Origin of the sequence: Clostridium sp. DMHC 10 (assembly GCF_001270375.1) — a bacterium.
Taxonomy (GTDB): domain Bacteria; phylum Bacillota; class Clostridia; order Clostridiales; family Clostridiaceae; genus Clostridium_S; species Clostridium_S guangxiense.
The window spans coordinates 1,185,759-1,205,341 of sequence record NZ_LGVB01000015.1 but is presented as its reverse complement, the minus strand read 5'-3'; the positions used below and the strand labels follow the sequence as shown (position 1 = coordinate 1,205,341).

The 19,583-nt window shown below is 31.2% G+C and carries 22 protein-coding genes, 1 pseudogene and 1 riboswitch; of the genes and pseudogenes, 21 read left to right on the top strand and 2 right to left on the bottom strand.

Features of this window, described 5'->3' with window-relative positions; translation table 11 throughout:
* Nucleotides 1-58 precede the first annotated feature (58 nt).
* The 12 genes and pseudogenes from AGR56_RS07640 to AGR56_RS07585 all read left to right on the top strand — a co-directional run bounded on the left by AGR56_RS07640 (nucleotide 59) and on the right by AGR56_RS07585 (nucleotide 8,731).
* Nucleotides 59-682, top strand: coding sequence for a TetR/AcrR family transcriptional regulator (locus AGR56_RS07640; RefSeq protein WP_053241765.1), 624 nt, complete (start codon nucleotides 59-61; stop codon nucleotides 680-682).
* Nucleotide 683: 1 nt separating this feature from the next.
* Nucleotides 684-995, top strand: coding sequence for a hypothetical protein (locus AGR56_RS21620; RefSeq protein WP_053241764.1), 312 nt, complete (start codon nucleotides 684-686; stop codon nucleotides 993-995).
* Between the two features lie 23 nt (nucleotides 996-1,018).
* Nucleotides 1,019-1,240 carry a hypothetical protein gene (locus AGR56_RS21615; RefSeq protein WP_053241763.1) on the top strand — a complete coding sequence of 74 codons (222 nt, stop codon included), beginning with the start codon at nucleotides 1,019-1,021 and terminating at the stop codon, nucleotides 1,238-1,240.
* Nucleotides 1,227-1,796, top strand: coding sequence for a CDP-alcohol phosphatidyltransferase family protein (locus tag AGR56_RS07625; protein WP_053241762.1), 570 nt, complete (start codon nucleotides 1,227-1,229; stop codon nucleotides 1,794-1,796). Before AGR56_RS21615 ends, AGR56_RS07625 begins: the two co-directional genes overlap by 14 nt.
* Entirely contained in the window at nucleotides 1,783-2,583 is an 801-nt protein-coding gene (locus AGR56_RS07620; RefSeq protein WP_053241761.1) for a hypothetical protein, read from the top strand. Before AGR56_RS07625 ends, AGR56_RS07620 begins: the two co-directional genes overlap by 14 nt.
* A gap of 610 nt (nucleotides 2,584-3,193) precedes the next feature.
* The gene (locus AGR56_RS07615; protein WP_053241760.1) at nucleotides 3,194-3,814 is read left to right on the top strand and encodes a bifunctional 4-hydroxy-2-oxoglutarate aldolase/2-dehydro-3-deoxy-phosphogluconate aldolase; all 621 of its coding nucleotides are present in this window, start codon (nucleotides 3,194-3,196) and stop codon (nucleotides 3,812-3,814) included.
* Between the two features lie 88 nt (nucleotides 3,815-3,902).
* Entirely contained in the window at nucleotides 3,903-4,646 is a 744-nt protein-coding gene (locus tag AGR56_RS07610) for a TIM barrel protein (protein WP_053243294.1), read from the top strand.
* Nucleotides 4,647-4,656: 10 nt separating this feature from the next.
* Complete coding sequence (locus tag AGR56_RS07605) at nucleotides 4,657-5,616, top strand: sugar kinase (protein WP_347460441.1); 960 nt, start codon at nucleotides 4,657-4,659, stop codon at nucleotides 5,614-5,616.
* Nucleotides 5,617-6,237, top strand: a complete 621-nt coding sequence (locus AGR56_RS07600) for an orotidine 5'-phosphate decarboxylase / HUMPS family protein (protein ID WP_053241759.1) — start codon at nucleotides 5,617-5,619, stop codon at nucleotides 6,235-6,237.
* Between the two features lie 20 nt (nucleotides 6,238-6,257).
* On the top strand, nucleotides 6,258-6,800 hold the full coding sequence (hxlB, locus tag AGR56_RS07595) for a 6-phospho-3-hexuloisomerase (protein ID WP_053241758.1): 543 nt from the start codon (nucleotides 6,258-6,260) through the stop codon (nucleotides 6,798-6,800).
* A 60-nt stretch (nucleotides 6,801-6,860) separates the two neighbouring features.
* Nucleotides 6,861-7,032: riboswitch (Lysine riboswitch) on the top strand.
* Nucleotides 7,033-7,145: 113 nt separating this feature from the next.
* Complete coding sequence (gene dapA, locus AGR56_RS07590) at nucleotides 7,146-8,012, top strand: 4-hydroxy-tetrahydrodipicolinate synthase (protein WP_053241757.1); 867 nt, start codon at nucleotides 7,146-7,148, stop codon at nucleotides 8,010-8,012.
* Nucleotides 8,013-8,123: 111 nt separating this feature from the next.
* Nucleotides 8,124-8,731: pseudogene (locus tag AGR56_RS07585) on the top strand (NUDIX hydrolase).
* A gap of 182 nt (nucleotides 8,732-8,913) precedes the next feature.
* Here AGR56_RS07585 and AGR56_RS07580 read toward each other — a convergent pair.
* Nucleotides 8,914-9,852: a helix-turn-helix domain-containing protein gene (locus AGR56_RS07580; protein ID WP_231016046.1), complete on the bottom strand. Its 939-nt coding sequence runs from the start codon at nucleotides 9,850-9,852 to the stop codon at nucleotides 8,914-8,916.
* Nucleotides 9,853-10,025: 173 nt separating this feature from the next.
* On the opposite strand from AGR56_RS07580, the gene AGR56_RS07575 reads away from it, so the two are divergent.
* The 9 genes from AGR56_RS07575 to AGR56_RS07545 all read left to right on the top strand — a co-directional run bounded on the left by AGR56_RS07575 (nucleotide 10,026) and on the right by AGR56_RS07545 (nucleotide 18,150).
* Nucleotides 10,026-11,294 (top strand): extracellular solute-binding protein, encoded by a 1,269-nt coding sequence (locus tag AGR56_RS07575; RefSeq protein WP_053241756.1) that lies wholly within the window; start codon nucleotides 10,026-10,028, stop codon nucleotides 11,292-11,294.
* 17 nt (nucleotides 11,295-11,311) lie between these two features.
* Nucleotides 11,312-12,265: a sugar ABC transporter permease gene (locus AGR56_RS07570; protein ID WP_084756908.1), complete on the top strand. Its 954-nt coding sequence runs from the start codon at nucleotides 11,312-11,314 to the stop codon at nucleotides 12,263-12,265.
* Between the two features lie 17 nt (nucleotides 12,266-12,282).
* Complete coding sequence (locus AGR56_RS07565) at nucleotides 12,283-13,116, top strand: carbohydrate ABC transporter permease (protein WP_053241755.1); 834 nt, start codon at nucleotides 12,283-12,285, stop codon at nucleotides 13,114-13,116.
* 5 nt (nucleotides 13,117-13,121) lie between these two features.
* Nucleotides 13,122-14,213: a glycoside hydrolase family 66 protein gene (locus AGR56_RS20765; RefSeq protein ID WP_198149982.1), complete on the top strand. Its 1,092-nt coding sequence runs from the start codon at nucleotides 13,122-13,124 to the stop codon at nucleotides 14,211-14,213.
* 5 nt (nucleotides 14,214-14,218) lie between these two features.
* Nucleotides 14,219-14,938, top strand: a complete 720-nt coding sequence (locus AGR56_RS20760; RefSeq protein ID WP_242851366.1) for a glycoside hydrolase family 66 protein — start codon at nucleotides 14,219-14,221, stop codon at nucleotides 14,936-14,938.
* Nucleotides 14,939-14,951: 13 nt separating this feature from the next.
* On the top strand, nucleotides 14,952-15,299 hold the full coding sequence (locus AGR56_RS22675) for a glycoside hydrolase family 66 protein (protein WP_198149978.1): 348 nt from the start codon (nucleotides 14,952-14,954) through the stop codon (nucleotides 15,297-15,299).
* Nucleotides 15,244-16,635 carry a glycoside hydrolase family 66 protein gene (locus AGR56_RS07555; RefSeq protein ID WP_198149976.1) on the top strand — a complete coding sequence of 464 codons (1,392 nt, stop codon included), beginning with the start codon at nucleotides 15,244-15,246 and terminating at the stop codon, nucleotides 16,633-16,635. The genes AGR56_RS22675 and AGR56_RS07555 overlap by 56 nt, the downstream gene beginning before the upstream one ends.
* Nucleotides 16,636-16,849: 214 nt before the next feature.
* Complete coding sequence (locus tag AGR56_RS07550) at nucleotides 16,850-17,308, top strand: HD domain-containing protein (protein WP_053243291.1); 459 nt, start codon at nucleotides 16,850-16,852, stop codon at nucleotides 17,306-17,308.
* A 14-nt stretch (nucleotides 17,309-17,322) separates the two neighbouring features.
* Nucleotides 17,323-18,150 carry an MBL fold metallo-hydrolase gene (locus AGR56_RS07545; RefSeq protein ID WP_053241754.1) on the top strand — a complete coding sequence of 276 codons (828 nt, stop codon included), beginning with the start codon at nucleotides 17,323-17,325 and terminating at the stop codon, nucleotides 18,148-18,150.
* Between the two features lie 411 nt (nucleotides 18,151-18,561).
* On the opposite strand, the gene AGR56_RS07540 is transcribed toward AGR56_RS07545, so the two are convergent.
* A complete protein-coding gene (locus tag AGR56_RS07540; RefSeq protein WP_053241753.1) occupies nucleotides 18,562-19,371 on the bottom strand; it encodes an ABC transporter substrate-binding protein in 810 nt (269 codons plus the stop codon).
* Between the last annotated feature and the right edge of the window lie 212 nt (nucleotides 19,372-19,583).

The window sequence follows — 19,583 nt, the reverse complement described above, 5'->3', positions numbered from 1 at the left end:
GCTATTATTAAACAGCGTTCAATAATTGAACTGTACTTAAATGCATTGGAGTGTTAATATGGGAATTTCCGAAAGACGAGAAGCTGAAAAAGAAACTTTAAGAAAAAAAATCATAGATGCCGCAAGTGAAATTCTGATAAGTGAAGGCTACGAAAATTTGTCAATTAGAAAAATTGCAGCAAAAATAGAATATTCTCCAGGTATTATTTATCACTATTTTAAAGATAAATCCGAAATACTGAGTTTCGTAATAAAAAGAAAACAAACTAAAATTCTTAAAATCATAAACGAAACCCCAATTGATAAAAATAAACCTGAAAATTCAATTATTAATGTATTAAGAAAATACATCTCATTTATGCTAGAAGAAAAAGAATTGTCTAAAGTATTTTTAATAAACAATTTAGATGATGTAAATTTAAGAATAAAGATGCTTTATGAAGGAGTCTCAAAAGACAAAAAAACTATAGGTTCTTTGTGTAACTCAATTCAAATTGGCATTGATAATGGTAGATTTAAAAAAACAGATGTTGAATTAACCGCTCAAATTATCTGGACATCAACCTATGGTCTTATATCTAGATTAATAATAGAAAAAGATATCCTTAAAGAACAAGAGAAAAAACTAATTGAACATCATTTACAATTTATAATAAATGGGCTGATCGGAGGAAAAATTTAACATGAAAAAATTTTTTAAAATTCTATTCTCCTTATTTTTAGGATTTATAGCCTTAATTATTGTAGCTATATTACTATTTTCATCTCTTACACATTCTAATAATACAGAAAGAAAATATACAATTAATGTTTTAAAAGCAAAAATTTCAGATTCCCCCAAAGCACTTGTTGTATATCAACCATCTAAAATGTCTAGTCTTACAAAAGACATATCATATAATGTAGCTAAAGGTTTAAATAGTAAAGGCTGTCAAGTTACTATTACTTATCCCGGGAAAAAAAAGTTTCAGCTGATATATCCAAATATGACATAATTGTTTTCGGTTCACCTGTATATATGGGAACTACTTCTTCGGTTTTAAGTGATTATATTAGAAGAGTTGGTAATTTTCAAGATAAAAAAGTTGTTTTATTTGTAACAGGAGCCAATGATGACTCTGTTCCTCTTAACTCTCTTGGAAAGCCCATTCATAATACCAAAGTCACTAAAAAACTGCAATTTAAAAAGGGCGATGAAACTAAAGCATATAATTTAGGGTGCGAAATTGGAGAAAAATAAATATTTTAAAATGCTTCCTAATATTCTTACTATAGCTAGGCTATTTTTAACAATTTTATTTATAATATTGTGTTTAAATACCAAAATGCATTTAGCTATAGTATTTGATTTCTTGTTAATTTGCTTTTCTGATATTGTAGACGGAAAAATTGCAAGATACTTTAATGCCGTCACAGTCTTTGGAAGTATTTTAGATGTACTTGTAGATTCATTTTTTATATTTTCATCATTGACTATATTGTGCTGCAAAGAAAAAGTTGTACCTGCATGGTTTATACTTCTTGTATTTATTAACCTTTTTGTATTTATCATAACATCCTTCACACAAAAAGATTTATCTACAAAATCAAAAAATTTTTTTGTATTTGACTTAATAGGAAGAACATCAGCTGCACTTTTCTATGCCATTCCCGGCATTGCATATACCACAATATATTTAGGTATAAGCATCAAAATAATACACTATGTAATATGGATAAATTCTGCACTTGCATTAACTGCATGCGCATCGAGATTGATTAATAGGAGGTTTTTTATAATTAATGAAAAAAGTTAAATACATATCTATAGTTTTCATTAGTATTATACTTGCTATGATTTTTCACATAATGGCATCAAATTATAGTACAACTCCTAAAACAGCAAATTGGAGCTTTCTTGTAAAAAGTTTAGGCTTAATTCCAACAATCATTATATGGTATGTTATTGCATATGGCAGTATAGCTTATATATTTTATAAGTATGAAGATAAATTTGTAGGAACAAGCATTACAAAAGGCTTACGTTATGGAATATCTATCGGAATATTATGGCTATGGGGCATGCTAATAGGCGTTTTACTTTATGGCAACTCATTTGTAAATGAATTTGTCACTGGGGTCTGTGATGCCGTTCCTATTGTAATTATGGGATTATTACTTGGCAAATTTACAACCAAAAGTAATCATCATATTGGAATTAAACATAAATTTATTAATCCAAGCAATGTAATATTATCTCTTTTAATTTTTTCTATTATATTTTCAATTGGATGTTATCTTATTAATTGTACAGGCATTATAAAAATAGTGTATCAAAATGAACCATACTTTGCCTTTATTTGGCCTTTTTTAATGGGTACTTGCATAGGTATAACTTACTTATTGTTAGGCAATTGGGCTCACACATCATCCACAAAACTCTCAAGCACAACAAAATTTGGGGCTATAATATTTGGGGCTAACTGGCTAGTATTTGCTATATTTATGCCCTTTATTTTTAGCGGTATTCTAATTAAATTTATAATAAGCATTATAGTAAATATACTATCAGTTATTTTAAGTTGCTATCTTAATCCTTATTAAGGATAAATAACTTGGAACTTGAAAATAGTAAATTCCAGGTTTATCCTGACAAACTGGAATTTGTCGAGCACTATAGTGAAGGGTTTTAACTCACTTCGTTTGTTAAAAGACTAAGGTTTTCGCTATGCGAAAGGTGAAGGGTTTTACGGTGCTGTGCACGTAAAAACCAAATTTATCCTTACAAACTGGAAGTTGACTCAGTTCACAATTCACAATGCACAGTTCACAATGAATGATGATTTTTCTCAGCTATGCTTCGAAAAATCTAGAAATTTAATGTGCGCAAAGCGCTTAAAATATAGTGTTCAGCTCAGCTGACACTATTAAGTTCTAAGATTTACCTGAGAGTAACGAAAGGTAAATTTACCTTCATTGTGCATTGTGAACTGTGAATTGTGCATTGAGCTAAATTCCAGTTTATCAGGATAAATTTGGAGATTGCAATTTTAAAGTTTCAAGTTGTCTATCTATAGTGGGATTACCTCAAAATTTAAAATGCACAGAGCATAGGTTTATCAACATTTATTGTGAACTGACTAAGTATGGTTTACGGATTTTAGAAACCGATTTACAAAAATAATACATTTTAATTTTGAAAGGAAGAATAAAAATGAAGAAGAATGAAGTTCAAGAAAAAATGAAAGGCAGCGTTGTAGCTGTTATTAGATGCGCAGATTTTGATTTGGCTGAAAAAATTTCAAAAAGATTAATTGATGATGGAATAAAGGCGATTGAAGTTACTTATTCAGTTAAAGATGCTGGAAAGTTAATTAAAAATCTTAAAGAGCAGTTTCCAGACAGCTTAATTGGGGCAGGAACGGTTTTAAGTTTAGAAGAAGCAAAAGAAGCGGTAGGATATGGAGCAGATTTTATAGTTTCACCATGTATAGTTGAAGAAGTGTGTGCCTTTTGTGTAAAGAATGATGTATGCTGTTCACAAGGTGTAGCAACTCCTACAGAAGCATACAAAGCGTATAAGATGGGAGCAGATATCATAAAATTATTTCCAGGAAGTGCTTTTGGACCTTCATATATAAAAGAGTTAAAAGGACCTTTCCCCTTCATGAATTTCATGCCTACAGGTGGAGTAAGTGAAAAAAATATAAAAGAATGGTTTAACAATGGAGTAGTAGCAGTTGGGTTAGGTGGATATTTCACAAAGAATATAACAGAGGATAATTTATCAGATATAGATATAAGGGTTAAAAAAATATTTGATGCATTGAAATAGGCTGCGACTTAAAAGAATATCAATGGATTCTAAGGATTACTAGGTTATACAGTCTAAAATAAAATGTGGAAGGGCTTTAGTGAATGTAATGAAGAAAGAGCTAATAGTTATAAATACTTTGGTTTTTAAGAATTATTTTGACAAAGGGTTTACACAAGACAAGTTTTTTAGCTTTGTTTCTAATCTTGGAGTAAAAAATATTGAGATCAGAAGGGAATATATAAAGGATTTAAGTAAGGAACTGGACCTTTATAGAAAATTGGCTAAAGAAATGAAGCTTGATATTTTTTATAGTGTTCCTGATACCATGTTTAAGGATGGAAAATTAGATAAAGAAAATTTAGCTAAATATTTCCAAGAAGCAAAAATTATAAATTGCAAAAATATAAAGTTTAGCATAGGAGATTATAAGAATTTCCATTCAAATTTAAAAGAAGCTTTAGATCAGTTTTTAAATTATGGTATTAACTTAAATATAGAAAACGATCAAACTTATGAAAATGGAACATCGCGTAATATAATTGAGTTCTTAACGGATTGTAAGGCTCAAAGAATTAATATTGGTTATGTGTATGATGCTGGAAATTGGTGTTGGGTAAATGAAGATGAACTAGAAAACGCAAATTTGTTAAAAGAGTTTACAACATATGTACATTTAAAGGATGTTAAAAAAACATCTCAAGGAAATGTAACTCTTCCATTAGATAAGGGCAATATAGAATGGAGAAAGATATTAGATATATTGCCCAAGGACACTAATGTTGGTTTAGAATATCCTTGCGAAAGTGTTTCAGTTGTTGAAGAAGGTATTGAAAAATTGATTAAATATTAAGAATGGGGGAATGGTTTATGAGCGAAGTTATAACAATTGGAGAGCCATTAAGCTTTTTGCGGCAGAGGGCGAAGAAGATATAGATAAGGAAATAAAAGATGTAAATCATTTTAAAAAGTTTTTAGCAGGTGCTGAGGTCAATGTATGTGTTGGTGTATCAAGACTAGGCCATTCCGTTGAATACATAACAAAATTAGGAGAAGATCCATTTGGTATGTTTATTAAGGAAAGCCTAAGCAAAGAAAATATAGGAACAAAATATATAAGTTCTACAGATAAATTTTTTACTGGCTTTCAGCTTAAATCAAAGGTAAGTGATGGTGATCCTAAAATATTCTACTTCAGAAGAAATTCTGCTGCAGCAAATTTTAATATAGATGATCTTAAAAGCTTAGATTTAAGTGATGTTAGGCACATTCATTTAACAGGAATATTTCCAGCATTATCTGAAAGCAGTAGAAACGCTTCATACAAGTTAGTAGAGCTAGCAAAAGAAAACAACATAAGAATTACTTTTGATCCAAACTTAAGGATGCAGCTTTGGAGCAGTAAGGAAGAAATGATAAAAACTATAAATGATATAGCTTTTAAAAGTGATATAGTAATGCCTGGCATAAGTGAAGGATTAATATTAACTGGAAGCGATAAGCCAGAAGAAATTGCAGATTTTTATTTAAATAAGGGTGCTAAAATCGTAATAGTAAAGCTTGGAACAAAGGGAGCATTTGTTAAATCTAAAGAAGAAACACATACAGTTCCTGGCTTTAAGGTAGAAAAAGTAGTAGATACAGTTGGTGCTGGAGATGGATTTGCAGTTGGAGTTATAGGTGGAATATTAGAAGGATTAAGCATAAAGGATGCTGTTAGACGTGGAAATGCAATAGGAGCTATGGCAGTAATGTCACCTGGAGATAATGATGGTTATCCGACAAGAGAAAAACTTGAAAAATTTTTAGGCAGTGAGGCTTAAATGAAGATACAATTAGCTTTAGATAGAATAACTTTAGGGAAAGCTAAAAGCGTTGCTAAAAAAGCTGAAGATTATGTTGACATAATAGAAGTTGGCACATCTCTTATTAAAGACTACGGAAAAAAATCTGTAAGTTTTATTAAAGAAAATTTTAAGGATAAAACCATATTAGCAGATATAAAAACCTGTGATGAAGGTGAATATGAATTTAAGTCCGCATTTGAAGCGGGGGCCGATATTGCTACGGTTATGGGAAATTCTCCAATAGAAACTATAGAGATATGCTATAATGTTTCAAAAGAATATAACAAAGATGTTATGATAGACCTTATGGGAACAAGTGAAAGTAAGATAGCACAATTAAAGAAGTTTGATAATGCTATATTCTTTATTCATCTACCTAAGGATAATAAACATGGAAATTTAATTGATAATTTTAATAAAAATAGTGATTTATATAGAGGCATCAAAAGGATTGCACTAGGTGGAAGTGTTAAGGAAGATATTTTAAAAGATATATTACTTATCAATCCGGAAATTTTGGTTGTTGGTTCAGCTATAACAAAATCAAATGATATAGGTTTAGCAGCTTGTAGGTTTAAGAACAATATTATAGGCTAAAAAATCGGGAGATGAGATTGATGGAAGTGTTAAGCGAAATACTGAATGAAGTAAACAGTGTAGTGAAAAATGTTGATGAGAATGAATTAGATAACATTGTTAAGCTAATATCTAAAGATAAAAGAATATTTGTATATGGCGAAGGAAGATCAGGGCTTGTTGGAAAATGCTTTGCAATGAGGCTTATGCATTTAGGCTATACGGTGTATGTCGTTGGAGAAACAATTACACCATCTATTACCGAAAAAGATATGATATTTGCTATATCTGGTTCTGGAGAAACTTCTATGGTATTAAATTTATCAAAAAAATCTAGGGATCAAGGCGCATCCGTAATAGGAGTAAGCAGTAGAAAAGATTCATCGCTAATAAAAATTTCATCGAGCTTTTTGATAGTTCCTGGAGCCGTAAAATCAGATAAGAATGTAAGATCCATACAAATTTTAAGTTCATTATTTGATCAAAGCCTTCATATAGTTTTGGATGCGCTGTGTTTAAAGCTTAGTTATAAAGATAAACTTCATAATGAAGAAGCTATGAAAAATCATAGTAATTTAGAATAGATAAAGTTGAAATAAAAATAAATATGTGATAAACTATGTATAAAAATAAATTGAATTCTTACCTAGGGTAGAGGTGCTGTAATTATAAGTATTTTGTTTTTAGCCGGCAGGCGTCTTAGAAACAAAGAAAGGAATATCAGCCGAAGAAGTCATTTTGGCGAAGATGGTTTCTGGTTTTATATAGAACATGTATAAAACTGTCACTAAAGTATAGTGGAGAGCTACAAGGTACACGTGCAAGGTTATTAAATGTTACGTTAATAACAGCAGCAAGGGTGTTCCTTTGCTGCTGTGTTTTTTGCTGATATTTTGTTTCCCACAGGTAAGAGGAAGGTAGGTATGTAAATGAAAATTCAAGGTGTGTTAATACCAGTTGTTACTCCTTTTGTAGATGGAGAAGTTGATTTGGAATCTTATGGCAAACTTATAAAACATTATACTTCAAAACAAATAGCAGGCATTATGCCTCTTGCAACTACAGGTGAAACTCCAACTCTTACAGATTATGAATATGAAGCTGTACTTAATAAGACAATTGAATGTAATGAGGGAAATGTTCCAGTATACGTTGGATTTGGTGGAAATAATACAAGCAAAATGACACAGAGTATTAAGATGTTTGAAAAGTATAATATAAAAGGTATATTATCTGTATGTCCATATTATAATAGACCGGATCAAAGAGGAATATATGAGCACTTTAAAGCTATATCTGAAGCTACTACCTTGGATATAATATTATACAATATACCATATAGAACTGGTAGAAATATTGAAAATGATACAGTTAGAAGACTTGCTGAATTTAAGAATATAGTTGGAATAAAAGATGCTTGCGGCGATTTTGGACAAACTACAGAGCTTTTATTGAACAGACCTTCTGATGAAAACTTTTCTATATTAACAGGAGAAGATGCTTTCTTCTATAGTACATTAATGCTTGGTGGAGATGGTGGAGTTATGGCATCTGCGCATGTAAATACAGAAAAATATATTGAAATATATAATAAAGTAATACAAAATGACCATCTTGGAGCATTTAAAATATGGAAAGATGTAGTTGGGTTAATACCAATGCTGTTTGAAGAGCCTAATCCAGCGCCAGTTAAGTATTGCCTTTATAAGCTTGGATTGATAAAATCCCACGAATTAAGATTACCTTTAGTATCAGTATCAGAAGAGCTAGCTAAAAAATTAGATAGCGCACTATAATTTAATAATGTTTATAAAAATAAGTAACATTTTATAAATAGTTATCCACATTTATGCTAAAATATATAGTATAAGTGTGGATATTTTTATGGAAAGCGAGAGTGATACATAATGAGCGAAAACAAAATAAAAAAGTTAACGCCTATGGCGGAATCTAAGTTTTTAAGTCTTTATGACATTGAATATAAAAATAAATTGGGAAATTTAAAGCATTGGACTGTGGCTTCTAGAAAAGATTTTGAAACGCTTAAAGAACAATATTTTGAAGGAAAGAAAGAAAAAGTTGATGCTGCAATAATTGTTGCATTTCATGTGGAGAGTAAAAAGTTAGTTTGCATAAAGCAGTTTAGGGTTCCTTTAAATGATTATGTTTATGAACTTCAGCTGGACTTATAGATGGAAACGAAAGTTTTGATGCTGCAGCAGCGAGAGAACTTAAGGAAGAGACGGGACTTGAACTTATTGATATAAATCATGAAAAAACAAAGAGCAAGGTTTATGCATCAGCAGGTATGACGGATGAATCTGCAGCCATAGTTTTTTGCACTTGCAAAGGAACTTTATCAAAAGAATTTCTTGAGGATGATGAGGATATAGAAGTGATGCTTCTTTCACGGAATGAAGTTAAGGAACTATTAAAAAGAGATGTTAAGATGGATATGAGAGCATTTATAATGTTTCAAGCATTTGTGGGCATGGGAGAAGAATTATTTAAGTAAATGCAAAAGAAAGTGCTTATTTAAAACATAGCCTAAATAAAAATTATCCACACCTTCATTAAAATAATTGATTAAGGTGTGGATAATTTTTATGTTATTTAATAATTTACAACATAATTAGAACCAAAATTGTTGCCTCAATAATTTTGCTCATTAACTCCATATTTCATGAAAGCTGATAATTATAAATTATCGCTATTTCCACATCTGTTTTTGGCATATTGGCTTGCTGTCATACCAGTATACTTTTTAAAGAGCTTGCTAAAATAATAGGGATCATTAATGCCAACCAAATATCCAATTTCAGAATATTTTAAGGAAGTAGTGTATATTAAATCCATAGCTTGTTTTATCCTAATCAAATTAAGGTAATTAAAAATTGTATGACCTGTTGTCCTTTGAAATATCCTATTTACATAATCGTAATTTGATTCGCACAAATCTTCTATATCATGGCTGGTAATTTTGCAGTTGTACGCCTTCTCTAGATAATTGATGATCTTTCTTATTTTTAAAGCTGATTTTGAAAATTGTGGATGAGAATTTTCAAGTATTTCAGAAGCATATTGCCTGCAAATCTCCATCAGTAAGTCCGCAAATTTTAAAGAAGCTGATATTTTATAACCTTCTAGCTTTTGATAAAATATATAATCGTTTTCTGTAAGCTTTGAAAATAATTCACTAACGTTTTTGTAATGGTAGCACTTGGGAAGATAGTGTATAGAATCTGTAGAAGGCTTTTCGGAAAATACATTGCTAAGTAAAGAAAGCTTCCTTTTTATATAAATATCACTGCATATCTGTGTAAAGTCATCTTCTCCATATGAAGAAAGCCCATTGTGCTTAAAGTGTATATAATAATAGTGGCAGTTGCTTGCTTTAAAACCCGTATGCTCTATGTTTGGTTCAAGAAGTAATATATCGCCTCTTTTTAGTACATAATCACTGTTATTTTCCCTCATATAAAGTTCACCATTTTTTACAAAATACATGACATATTCGCTAATAGTTCTAGTAAAGTGCTTCCAAGGAGTAGAGTAGTTAACATGTCCAATAAGCCTTACCTTTGGCATCACCTCCATATCAATAGAAAATAGTTTTATTTTATCTTTATCATTCATAACAGCACCTTCATTTTTAAAAAGTTAAAAAAGTCGCTATAATACAAAAAACGTATTCTAAGTCTATTTTAAAGTAAGCGTAAATTAAATACAATATTATTGTAAATAAAAAAATACAATGTAAGCGTTTAAACGTAGGCTAATTGTTCTTAATAAATTGAGGGGGAATAGAAATGTTAAGAAAAAAAATTATATCTTTGACTTTAGTGGCTTCACTTATTTCTTCAATATTAGTTGGATGTGGTGGAAGTAATTCTACAAATAATAACACTAGTGGTGACAAAGTGACAATTACCTTTTGGCATACCTTTAGTGATACTGAAAAGGTAGTATTTAACAAGCAAGTTTTGCCGGAATTTGAGAAAGCACATCCTAATATTAAAGTTAAAGCTGTTACAATGCCTACAAATGGATTAAAACAGCAAGTGGTTCAGGCAGTAAATAGCAGCTCAGGACCTGATGTTATGAGAATGGATATAATATGGGTACCTGAATTTGCAAACATGGGTTCTCTTAAAGAACTAGGTGGTTTGGATGGATTTAAAGCTATAAAGGATAGTTCCTTTGAAGCTCCTATGAATACTACAAAGTGGAAAGAGAAGTATTATGGAGTTCCACAAGATACAAATACAAAAGTAGCTCTTTATAGTAAGTCTTTGTTGAAAGAAGCAGGACTTAATGAAGCTCCAAAAACTATGGATGATTTGATTTCAGCTGCTGAAAAGCTTAAAGGAAAGTATAAATCGGGATTACTTGGTATTGCTGGAACAGAAGCATGGGCAATGTCGCCTTGGTTTTTATCTTTAGGTGGTAAGTACTGTGATGATAAATATACAAAAGCTGATGGTTACATCAATAGTGCAGATAGTGTAGCTGCTCTTGAAAAAATAGTAAAGCTTAATGATGAAGGCGTTATTGGCAAGACTATGCTTGGAGGACAACCTGGTACTTGGGATGGCATAAAGAAAAGCCAGTATCTTATGATAGATGATGGACCTTGGTTCTACAGCATACTAAAGGATGAAGCAAAACAAAAAGCAGAAGCAGCCTTAATCCCTGAAGGAAAAGGTGGAAGCATATCTGTTATAGGCGGAGAAGATTTAGTAATGTTCCAAAACACTAAGCATGAAAAAGAATCATGGGAATTCATGAAGTTTATGTGTTCAAAGAAAGTTCAAGTAGAGCTTGAACAGAAAGCAAGCTTGATGCCAACAAATAAGGATGCAGCAAATGACCCTAAAGTTACCGCAGATCCAATTGAAAAGATTTATTTGGATCAAATGAAAACCGCTTGGGCAAGAATACCAAATCCAAAGTTTGAGGAAATGAATAATAAAATACAAAAAACATTTGAAGCAGCTATAAGACATAAAGGAACTCCAAAGGATTTGCTTGATCAATTAGCAAAAGACATGGATGCACTTTTTGCCCAATCTAAGTAACATGGGAGGTAATAATTATGCAGTCAATTGCTAGGAAGGAATATGGCTTAGAACCTAAGATTAAAAAGAAAGATGGCTTAAAAAAGGGACTTAAACAGTGGATAGCGGTGTCACCTTACATTTTAATTGGTATGGTACTTGTTACAGTTTTTGTTATCTATCCACAAATTAAAAATATATATATGAGTTTTACGGATTATAAAATTATGCCTGGAGCTAAAAGTCCATTTGTAGGTCTTGCAAATTATAAAATGGCGTTATTTGGTGCGGAGAGGGGAAACTTTTGGCTAGCATTTAGAAACGTAATATTATATGGAGTATTTACAATTCCAGCAGGCATGATTTTAGGTCTCATTATTGCAGTATTAATTGGAAATGTGAAAGCTGGTTCTGTTTTTTATAGGAGCATGATTTACCTTCCAGTATTAGTTGATTGGATTGTTGTTGCTATAATATTTATGTACATTTTTCAAGATGGTAAGGCAGGTTTAATAAACTATGTGCTTATGCAAATGCATATTATTAAAACCCCTATCTCGTGGTTTCAAAATACGTGGACTGCAAATGCAGTAATATGGATTTTTGGTATATGGAAAAATGTTGGATGGACTATGATGATATATCTGGCTGGACTTCAAGGGGTACCAAGAGATGTGTATGAAGCAGCTGTAATAGATGGTGCTAATGCATTTCAAAAGTTTTGGAAAATCACTGTTCCACTGCTTAAATCTACAACAGGCTTTATATTAATTAATCTCATAATAGGGTCGTTTAATGTTTTTCTTGCAGTATATATGCTCACTCAAGGAGGACCACTTGGAACTACAGATGTTCTGCAAAATTACATGTATAACCAGGCATTTCAATATTTTCATTTTGGATATGCTTCAGCTTTAAGTGTGATTACTGGTATATCAATAATTCTTTTAACTCTGTTTAGAAATAAATTCTTTAAATATGAAAGAAACTAGGGAAAGGAGCAGCATTTATGGTAAGAAGTAAAGTAGGTCAGGTTTTAACTCATTGTGCATTATGGGTATTTGTAATTATATCTATAATACCATTTCTATCAATGTTTACAACATCTTTATCAACGGATACTTTTTCAATGCCGTATCCACCAAGAATCTTGCCGCATTCATTTAACTTTAGCAACTATGCTACTGTGTGGAATGACAATAACTTTTTTAGATATTTTTTAAACAGTACATTTTTATCTATAACAACTACTATACTTGTTTTGTTCTTTTCATCCTTATCTGCATATGGTTTTGCTCGTTTTGATTTTCCAGGAAAAGAAATTATATTCAATATATATCTCTTTACTATGATGGTTCCTGGAATTTTAAATATAGTTGCTCAGTACAGTGTTATAAATAGTATGAATTTAGTAAATACGTATAGAGGACTTTTACTATTGTCAGTTGGCGGAGGAATAGCCGGAAATACATTTTTCTTAAGGGGATTTTTTGAAGATATCCCTAAGGATTTAGAGGAATCTGTAATTATAGACGGAGGAAGTAGATGGACAATTTATAGGAAAATAGTTCTTCCACTTTCAAAGCCGGCAATGGGAACTCTTGGAATAGGCGTATTTACTGGTACTTGGTGTGATTTCTTTGGAGTTTTAACCTTTATCAAAGATCCTAACAAATGGACATTACCTGTTGGATTGCAGCTTTTTAGAGGACAGCATGCGACTTCATGGGGACTAGTATTTGCTGGCGCTATGATAACAATAGTTCCTGAAATTCTTATATTTGCATTCACCCAGAAGTACATGGTTCAAACAGGAAATATGGATGGATCAATTAAAGGGTGATGGTTATGAGGAGAAAAGTAATCTTAATTGTAGTAGTATTGGTAGGTATTTTTATAGGATATTTTGCTTATAGATTTTTGAGCTTTAGACCTGACAAAGTAAGCGCAATAAAATATCAGGATAATCTTATATGTGATGTCTATACTGATAAAGCAAGGTACAATCCTAAAGATACAGTAAAAATATATATAAAGCTTAATAAAAACTTTAAAGGGGCTAGAAAAGGAACCTTAAGTATGTACTTTAAGTATTTAAGCAGCACTATAGATAGTAAAGAGATAAAATATTCACTCGATAAAAATGCAATTGTTCAAGTGAAATGGAATGCACCTAAGAATGATTTTAGAGGATACCAGATTGAGGTTTATGCATTTAATAATATAACCGTTTATGATAATAGGAACACTGCAGTTGATGTGTCGTCAAATTGGAGCAAGTTTCCAAGGTATGGGTATATAGCTGATTATCCAAATCAGAGTAAATCAGCTTCAGAAAATACAATAAATAGCTTGACTAAATATCATATAGATGGTCTGGAGTTTTATGATTGGCAGTATAAGCACAACAAGCCTCTTGCGGGGACGGTAGAGAAACCGGAGGATAAGTGGAGTGATATTGCAAACAGAGATACTTATGGTAAGACTATAAAGGACTATATTGATCTCGCCCATTCTAAAAATATGATGGCAGCGAATTATAATCTTATGTTTGGAGCTTATTCAGATTATGAAGCTGATGGAGTAAAAAAAGAGTGGGGACTTTACAAGGATGACAAGCATCAGGAACAGGATTTTCACCCTTTACCATCAAGTTGGGCTTCAAGCCAGCTATTCCTATTTAATCCTGCAAATAAAGGTTGGCAAAATTATATAATAGGCCGTGAAAAACAAGCTATGAGTGTATACAAATTTGATGTGTTTCATGTAGATACCTTAGGAGAAAGAGGGATACTGTTTGATTATAATGGCAAAACAGTTGAGTTAAGCGATGGATATAAAGATTTCTTAAATACAGCTAAAAAGGAGCTTAGTAAAGGAATATTATTTAATCCTGTAGGGGCTACGGAGAAATTAGTGTTGCGCCAAGTGTGGATGTAGATTTCTTGTACAAGGAGGTATGGCCCAATCAGTGTCATTCCTATGCAGATTTAAAACAAGCCATTGATACAAGTAGAGATTTGTCAAAGAATAAAAAAAGCATAGTGCTGGCTGCATATATGAATTATAACTTAGGTAAGAGTGGAACTGAATTTAATGAACCAGGAGTAAGACTTACAGATGCTTCTATATTTGCTTCTGGAGGTGCACATATAGAACTTGGTGATACTGGAATGCTTTGCAATGAGTATTTTCCAAACAAAAACTTATCTATGACACCAGCTCTTAAGAAAGCAATGAGAAATTATTATGATTTTTCAGTGGCTTATGAGAATCTTTTGAGAGATGGCGTAGAGGATAGTGATAATGATATAGAAATACCCAATGTTAAGGTAAGTGACAGTGCGGATGCTAATAGTGTATGGGCATTTTCAAAGAAAAAGGTAGGGTACAATATTATTCATCTTATAAATAATGTAGGAAATGAATCCAACGAATGGGTAGATAACGATGGAGATGTAAAAAGTCCAACGATACAAAGTAACCTTAAATTGAAATACTATTTTAGTGGTAAACCTAAAAAAGTATGGCTTGCTTCACCAGATGCAAGAGATGGTAATATTGAAACTTTATCATACAAGGTAAAAAGTGATAAAAAGGGTCAATATTTGTTGATAAACGTACCCAAATTACAATACTGGGATATGATTTGTGTTGAAAAGTAAGGAGGCAGAAAAAGTGGTAGATATTTTTCCGTTAAAATCACAATATAAGCATGGAGAAAAGGTTGAAATAAAGGTAGAAATCAATGATTACAGTAAGCTTGAGAATAGTTATTTGTTATGCAAAGTATATAGACTTAATAATATAATAATAACTACTCGAAAAGAAATTGAGGACAACAATGAAACAATGTTTGAAATTTATGTAAGCGACTCAGATGATGTTATATCAGGATATGGAGTTGAAGTTGAATTATACAGTGAAAATGTCCTTAAGGAAAGTGCAGCTACATCTTTTGATATAGTTCATGAATGGTATGATGCACCAAGGTATGGATTTATATCAGATTTTTTCGAAAAATGACTTGGATGATAGTAAAGATGTAGAGCAGATAAATAAATATCACATAAATGTTGTTCAATTTTATGATTGGATGTATAGACATCATAAGTTAAATCCACCTCAAAGTGTTTTTAACGATCCATTGGGAAGAGAACTTTCAATGGATGTAGTTGAGCAAAAAATAGATTATTGTCATAAATACGGCATGAAGGCTTTGGCTTATGGTGCAGTATATGGCTCGGAAAAAGAGTTTTTTGAAGAGCATAAAGAAATGGCAATGTACAAAAATGATGGAAATGTTTTGGATTTTGCAAATTTTATATTTATGATGGATATTAATAGAAAGAACCCATGGCATGATCATATAATAAATGAATTTTATGAAGCAGTCAAGCTTGGTTTTGATGGCATACACATGGATCAATATGGTTTTCCAAAGGAAGCAGTAAGTAAAATAAACAATGATAAGTCTATAAGACATTTAAGAGAGGATTTTCCCAAATTAATTGATGATACTAGAGCTTACATTGAAGAGAAAGGATATAAGGTAAATCTTATTTTTAATGCAGTAAATAATTGGCCTATAGATACTGTAGCTTGTTCTAACCAAGACTGTATGTATATTGAAGTTTGGCCTCCCAATATAACCTATGGTGATTTATATAATTTAATTAACAATGCTAAAAGGTATGAACCTAAAAAGCAGGTTATATTAGCGGCTTATATGAAACCTTTTAACAAAGAAGAAAATACATCGTTGGAAAGTGCAGAAAATGCCACAATAATGACTATGGCCACTATATTTGCAAGTGGCGGTTTTCATCTATTACTTGGAGAAAAAAATGGAGTATTAACTGAAGGATATTATCCTAATTATGCGGTGGTTTCAGAGAGCTTTTCACAAAAGCTTAGGAAGTATTACGATTTTATAGTAAGGTATGAAGAACTTCTTTTTGATTTTAATATAGTAGATGACAGCATGACATATACTGGTGGAATAAATGGAGAATATGTATTTAATGGCTGTGAAGCATCACCTAAAGCTGAGAGAGACAAAGTGTGGACGTTAATTAAGGAAAAGCCAGGATATAAGATAATAAACCTTGTTAATTTCGCTGGTTATCAAAATATGGGCTGGAATGAAGGTAAGGCCAATTTACCATATAAAATTGAAGATATTGAAGTTACAGCTTTAGTTGTAGAAAATGTAAAAGGAGTATATGTTGCGTCTCCTGATTACGAAACAAATAAAGCTCAAAAGCTTGAATATGAATGCATTCTTCATGAACAAGGCAAGGCTATAAAATTTAAAGTGCCAACATTGAAGGTATGGGATTTAATTTATATTGAAGTATAAATTTTCATAGTTGAAATTTATATAGGCATATGATAAACTAACCTTAAAATTGAACCGATTTTTATCTAGTATACGACTTTTATTATAGGCTATGTTCTAAATAAGTGCTGATTTTATGCTTATTTAAAACATAGCTTCCTTGCTTAAAGCTGACAAATATGAATAAATTGGAGGAGTGGTTAGAGTGAAACTCGTAAGTGATGTCGTAAATAAGATGATACTTTATTTTGATGGGGATGTAAGACGTATAAATCATGCTATGAAAGTTTATAGTTTTGCTAAAACTATAGGTGAGCTTGAAAATATAGGTAATGATAAGCTTTTAATACTTGAAGTTGCTGCGGTACTTCATGATATTGGAATTAAGGAAAGCGAAAGAAAGTACAATTCTTCTGCAGGGAACTATCAGGAGATAGAAGGACCAGCTGTGGCAAAAGATATTTTGGAAGAGTTTAATTTAGATAAAAATTTTGTCGATAGGGTTTGTTATTTAATAGGCCATCATCATACATATAATAAGATAGACGACGTAGATTATCAAATACTTATTGAAGCAGATTTTATCATAAATATTTTTGAGGATTCAATAGAAAAAGAAAGAGTAGAAATAATAAAAAATAAATACTTTAAAACAGAATCGGGGATACATCTTATAGATAGCATGTATTTGTAGTGAGGCGGTAAATTTTGAAGCTAACAGTTCTTGTAGATAACAATACAATTATTGACCGATACTTTTTAGGGGAACCGGGAGTGAGTTATTTTATTCAAGATGATAATTATAACATTTTGTTTGATACAGGTTATTCAGATGTTTTTATAAAAAATGCCTATAAGATGAATATAGATATAAATAATATAAATTCAATAGTTATTTCTCACGGGCACAATGATCATACCTGGGGATTACCTTTTTTAATTAAACACTATAGTGAAAGTACAAGGTATAATAAACCTAAATTAATTGCTCATCCAATGACTTTTCTAAATAAATGGGTATCTGATGCAGAGGACATAGGAAGTATGGTATCGGAAGAAAAACTGAAGAGGCATTTTGAAGTGAATTTAAGCAAAAATCCTGTGTGGTTAACTGATAAAGTTGTATTTCTGGGAGAAATAGAGAGAAAAAATGACTTCGAAAATAAGTTGCCAATTGGGAAAATGGAGCATAGTGGTGGTGAGATAGATGACTATGTACTAGATGATTCTGCACTTGTGTATAGAAGTGCAGAAGGCTTAGTTATTATTACTGGCTGTTCTCATTCTGGTATTTGCAATATTATTGAATATGCAAAGAAAGTGTGCAGTGATGACAGGATTGTAGATGTGATTGGTGGTTTTCACCTTCTTAACCCTTCTAGAGAGGTAATTACAAAAACTTGCGAATATATGAAGCAAAATAACATAAACAAAGTTCATGCAGGACATTGTACAGATTTAAAATCCAAAATAGAGCTCTCAAAGGTTACAAATATAAAAGAAATAGGAGTTGGACTTACATTGGAATATATTTGAAATTTTTCTCCGTTTCTCTACGAAAGATATACTGTAAATATGGTTAATTAATGAAGATTAATTAGGGAATATGGTATAAAAATTTAATTGATTACAAAAATTCACCCCTAAAATTCCGTAGATAGGGAGGAATTTTTTCCTTGAACTACTGTGTGGTTGAAGTAATAGTGCTGAAGGAACGATTTAAAAAAACCCTAATAAATCTTGGTTCAAAAATTGCAAAATACTTAGATATTTCAATTTGTTTGAGCAAAAGGCGAATTATTGAAATATCTTAGGATTTTGTCATTTTCCTAACTTAGATTTATGGAATTTATTATTGAAAGTACTTTTATCTTATTCTAGAAGGATAATGGGCTTACGCCCAAACCCCGCGTATGTGTGACGAAGCATTGTTACTTCGCACTTTTTTTACTCTGCATATATGTCAAGTCCAAACCATTTTTTAGATAACTTTGATAAAGTTCCATCTTTCTTTAATTCATTCATAGCTTTATTATAAGCATCTCTTAAACCCTTATCTTCTTTTCTAAAAGCAACACCTATAGGTTCTTTTGTTAAAGAAGATTTTAATTTCTTAAACTTACCTGGAGCAGTAATGTTGTAGTAATCTCCAACCATAGGGTCAGTTACGACTGCAGCAGTTCTTCCATTTTGAAGATCTAAAAATGCGTCTGTCATTGCTTCATATTTTTTTACTTCTTTAAGTCCAGATAATTTGCTAAGTACATCTTGAGCAGTTGTTCCAGCTTGACAGCCTATTACTTTTCCGGGAAAATCTTTATCACTTTTTACAGTGGTATTATCTGATTTTACAAATATAGCATTTCCACCATATATATATGGATCAGTAAAAATCATAGTCTTTTTTCTATCATCTGTTATACTTACACTTGATTGAACTAAATCAAATTTTTTAGATTTAAGAGCAAGAAAAATTCCATCCCAAGCATTTGGAACAAATTTAACCTTCACTCCAAGTTTTTTACCAACTGCATTTGCAACATCAATATCGAATCCTTTGTTAGTACCAGTTGTTTTATCTTTGAATTCCATTGGAGGATATGTGTTATCAATACCTATAACCATTTGACCAGCTTTTTTTACTCTATCGAGGGAATTGTCTGCATTGGATGACGTATTGGTCTTTGCACCGCAACCAACTAAAGTAACAACACTTAAGCAGATAACGAGTAGTATAGTAATTATTTTTTTTGGCATTTTTATGCACTCCTTTATAATAAATTTATTATTATTATGTTCTAAGAAAGGATAAATATAGATGGATAGTCATAAAATTTAAATATAAACAATTAATTGACAAAAGTACAATTTAGTAAATAATTAATTAACAGTATGTTAACATATTTTGTACAAAACTGCAATATTAATATTAAAATTAATACTAAAAATAACAATTTCAAATTTACAAA

What these genes read in the sequence shown, in the direction of transcription:
- AGR56_RS20765 (WP_198149982.1), top strand. Translation starts at nt 13,122, where the DNA reads ATGAGGAGAAAAGTAATCTTAATTGTAGTAGTATTGGTAGGTATTTTT.
- AGR56_RS07605 (WP_347460441.1), top strand. Translation starts at nt 4,657, where the DNA reads ATGGTTTATGAGCGAAGTTATAACAATTGGAGAGCCATTAAGCTTTTT.
- hxlB (WP_053241758.1), top strand. Translation starts at nt 6,258, where the DNA reads ATGGAAGTGTTAAGCGAAATACTGAATGAAGTAAACAGTGTAGTGAAA.
- AGR56_RS07555 (WP_198149976.1), top strand. Translation starts at nt 15,244, where the DNA reads ATGAATGGTATGATGCACCAAGGTATGGATTTATATCAGATTTTTTCG.
- AGR56_RS07550 (WP_053243291.1), top strand. Translation starts at nt 16,850, where the DNA reads ATGATACTTTATTTTGATGGGGATGTAAGACGTATAAATCATGCTATG.
- AGR56_RS07600 (WP_053241759.1), top strand. Translation starts at nt 5,617, where the DNA reads ATGAAGATACAATTAGCTTTAGATAGAATAACTTTAGGGAAAGCTAAA.
- AGR56_RS07570 (WP_084756908.1), top strand. Translation starts at nt 11,312, where the DNA reads ATGCAGTCAATTGCTAGGAAGGAATATGGCTTAGAACCTAAGATTAAA.
- AGR56_RS07575 (WP_053241756.1), top strand. Translation starts at nt 10,026, where the DNA reads ATGTTAAGAAAAAAAATTATATCTTTGACTTTAGTGGCTTCACTTATT.
- AGR56_RS07580 (WP_231016046.1), bottom strand. Translation starts at nt 9,852, where the DNA reads ATGAATGATAAAGATAAAATAAAACTATTTTCTATTGATATGGAGGTG.
- AGR56_RS07610 (WP_053243294.1), top strand. Translation starts at nt 3,903, where the DNA reads ATGAAGAAAGAGCTAATAGTTATAAATACTTTGGTTTTTAAGAATTAT.
- AGR56_RS07620 (WP_053241761.1), top strand. Translation starts at nt 1,783, where the DNA reads ATGAAAAAAGTTAAATACATATCTATAGTTTTCATTAGTATTATACTT.
- AGR56_RS07565 (WP_053241755.1), top strand. Translation starts at nt 12,283, where the DNA reads ATGGTAAGAAGTAAAGTAGGTCAGGTTTTAACTCATTGTGCATTATGG.
- AGR56_RS21615 (WP_053241763.1), top strand. Translation starts at nt 1,019, where the DNA reads ATGGGAACTACTTCTTCGGTTTTAAGTGATTATATTAGAAGAGTTGGT.
- AGR56_RS07640 (WP_053241765.1), top strand. Translation starts at nt 59, where the DNA reads ATGGGAATTTCCGAAAGACGAGAAGCTGAAAAAGAAACTTTAAGAAAA.
- AGR56_RS07615 (WP_053241760.1), top strand. Translation starts at nt 3,194, where the DNA reads ATGAAGAAGAATGAAGTTCAAGAAAAAATGAAAGGCAGCGTTGTAGCT.
- AGR56_RS07540 (WP_053241753.1), bottom strand. Translation starts at nt 19,371, where the DNA reads ATGCCAAAAAAAATAATTACTATACTACTCGTTATCTGCTTAAGTGTT.
- dapA (WP_053241757.1), top strand. Translation starts at nt 7,146, where the DNA reads ATGAAAATTCAAGGTGTGTTAATACCAGTTGTTACTCCTTTTGTAGAT.
- AGR56_RS21620 (WP_053241764.1), top strand. Translation starts at nt 684, where the DNA reads ATGAAAAAATTTTTTAAAATTCTATTCTCCTTATTTTTAGGATTTATA.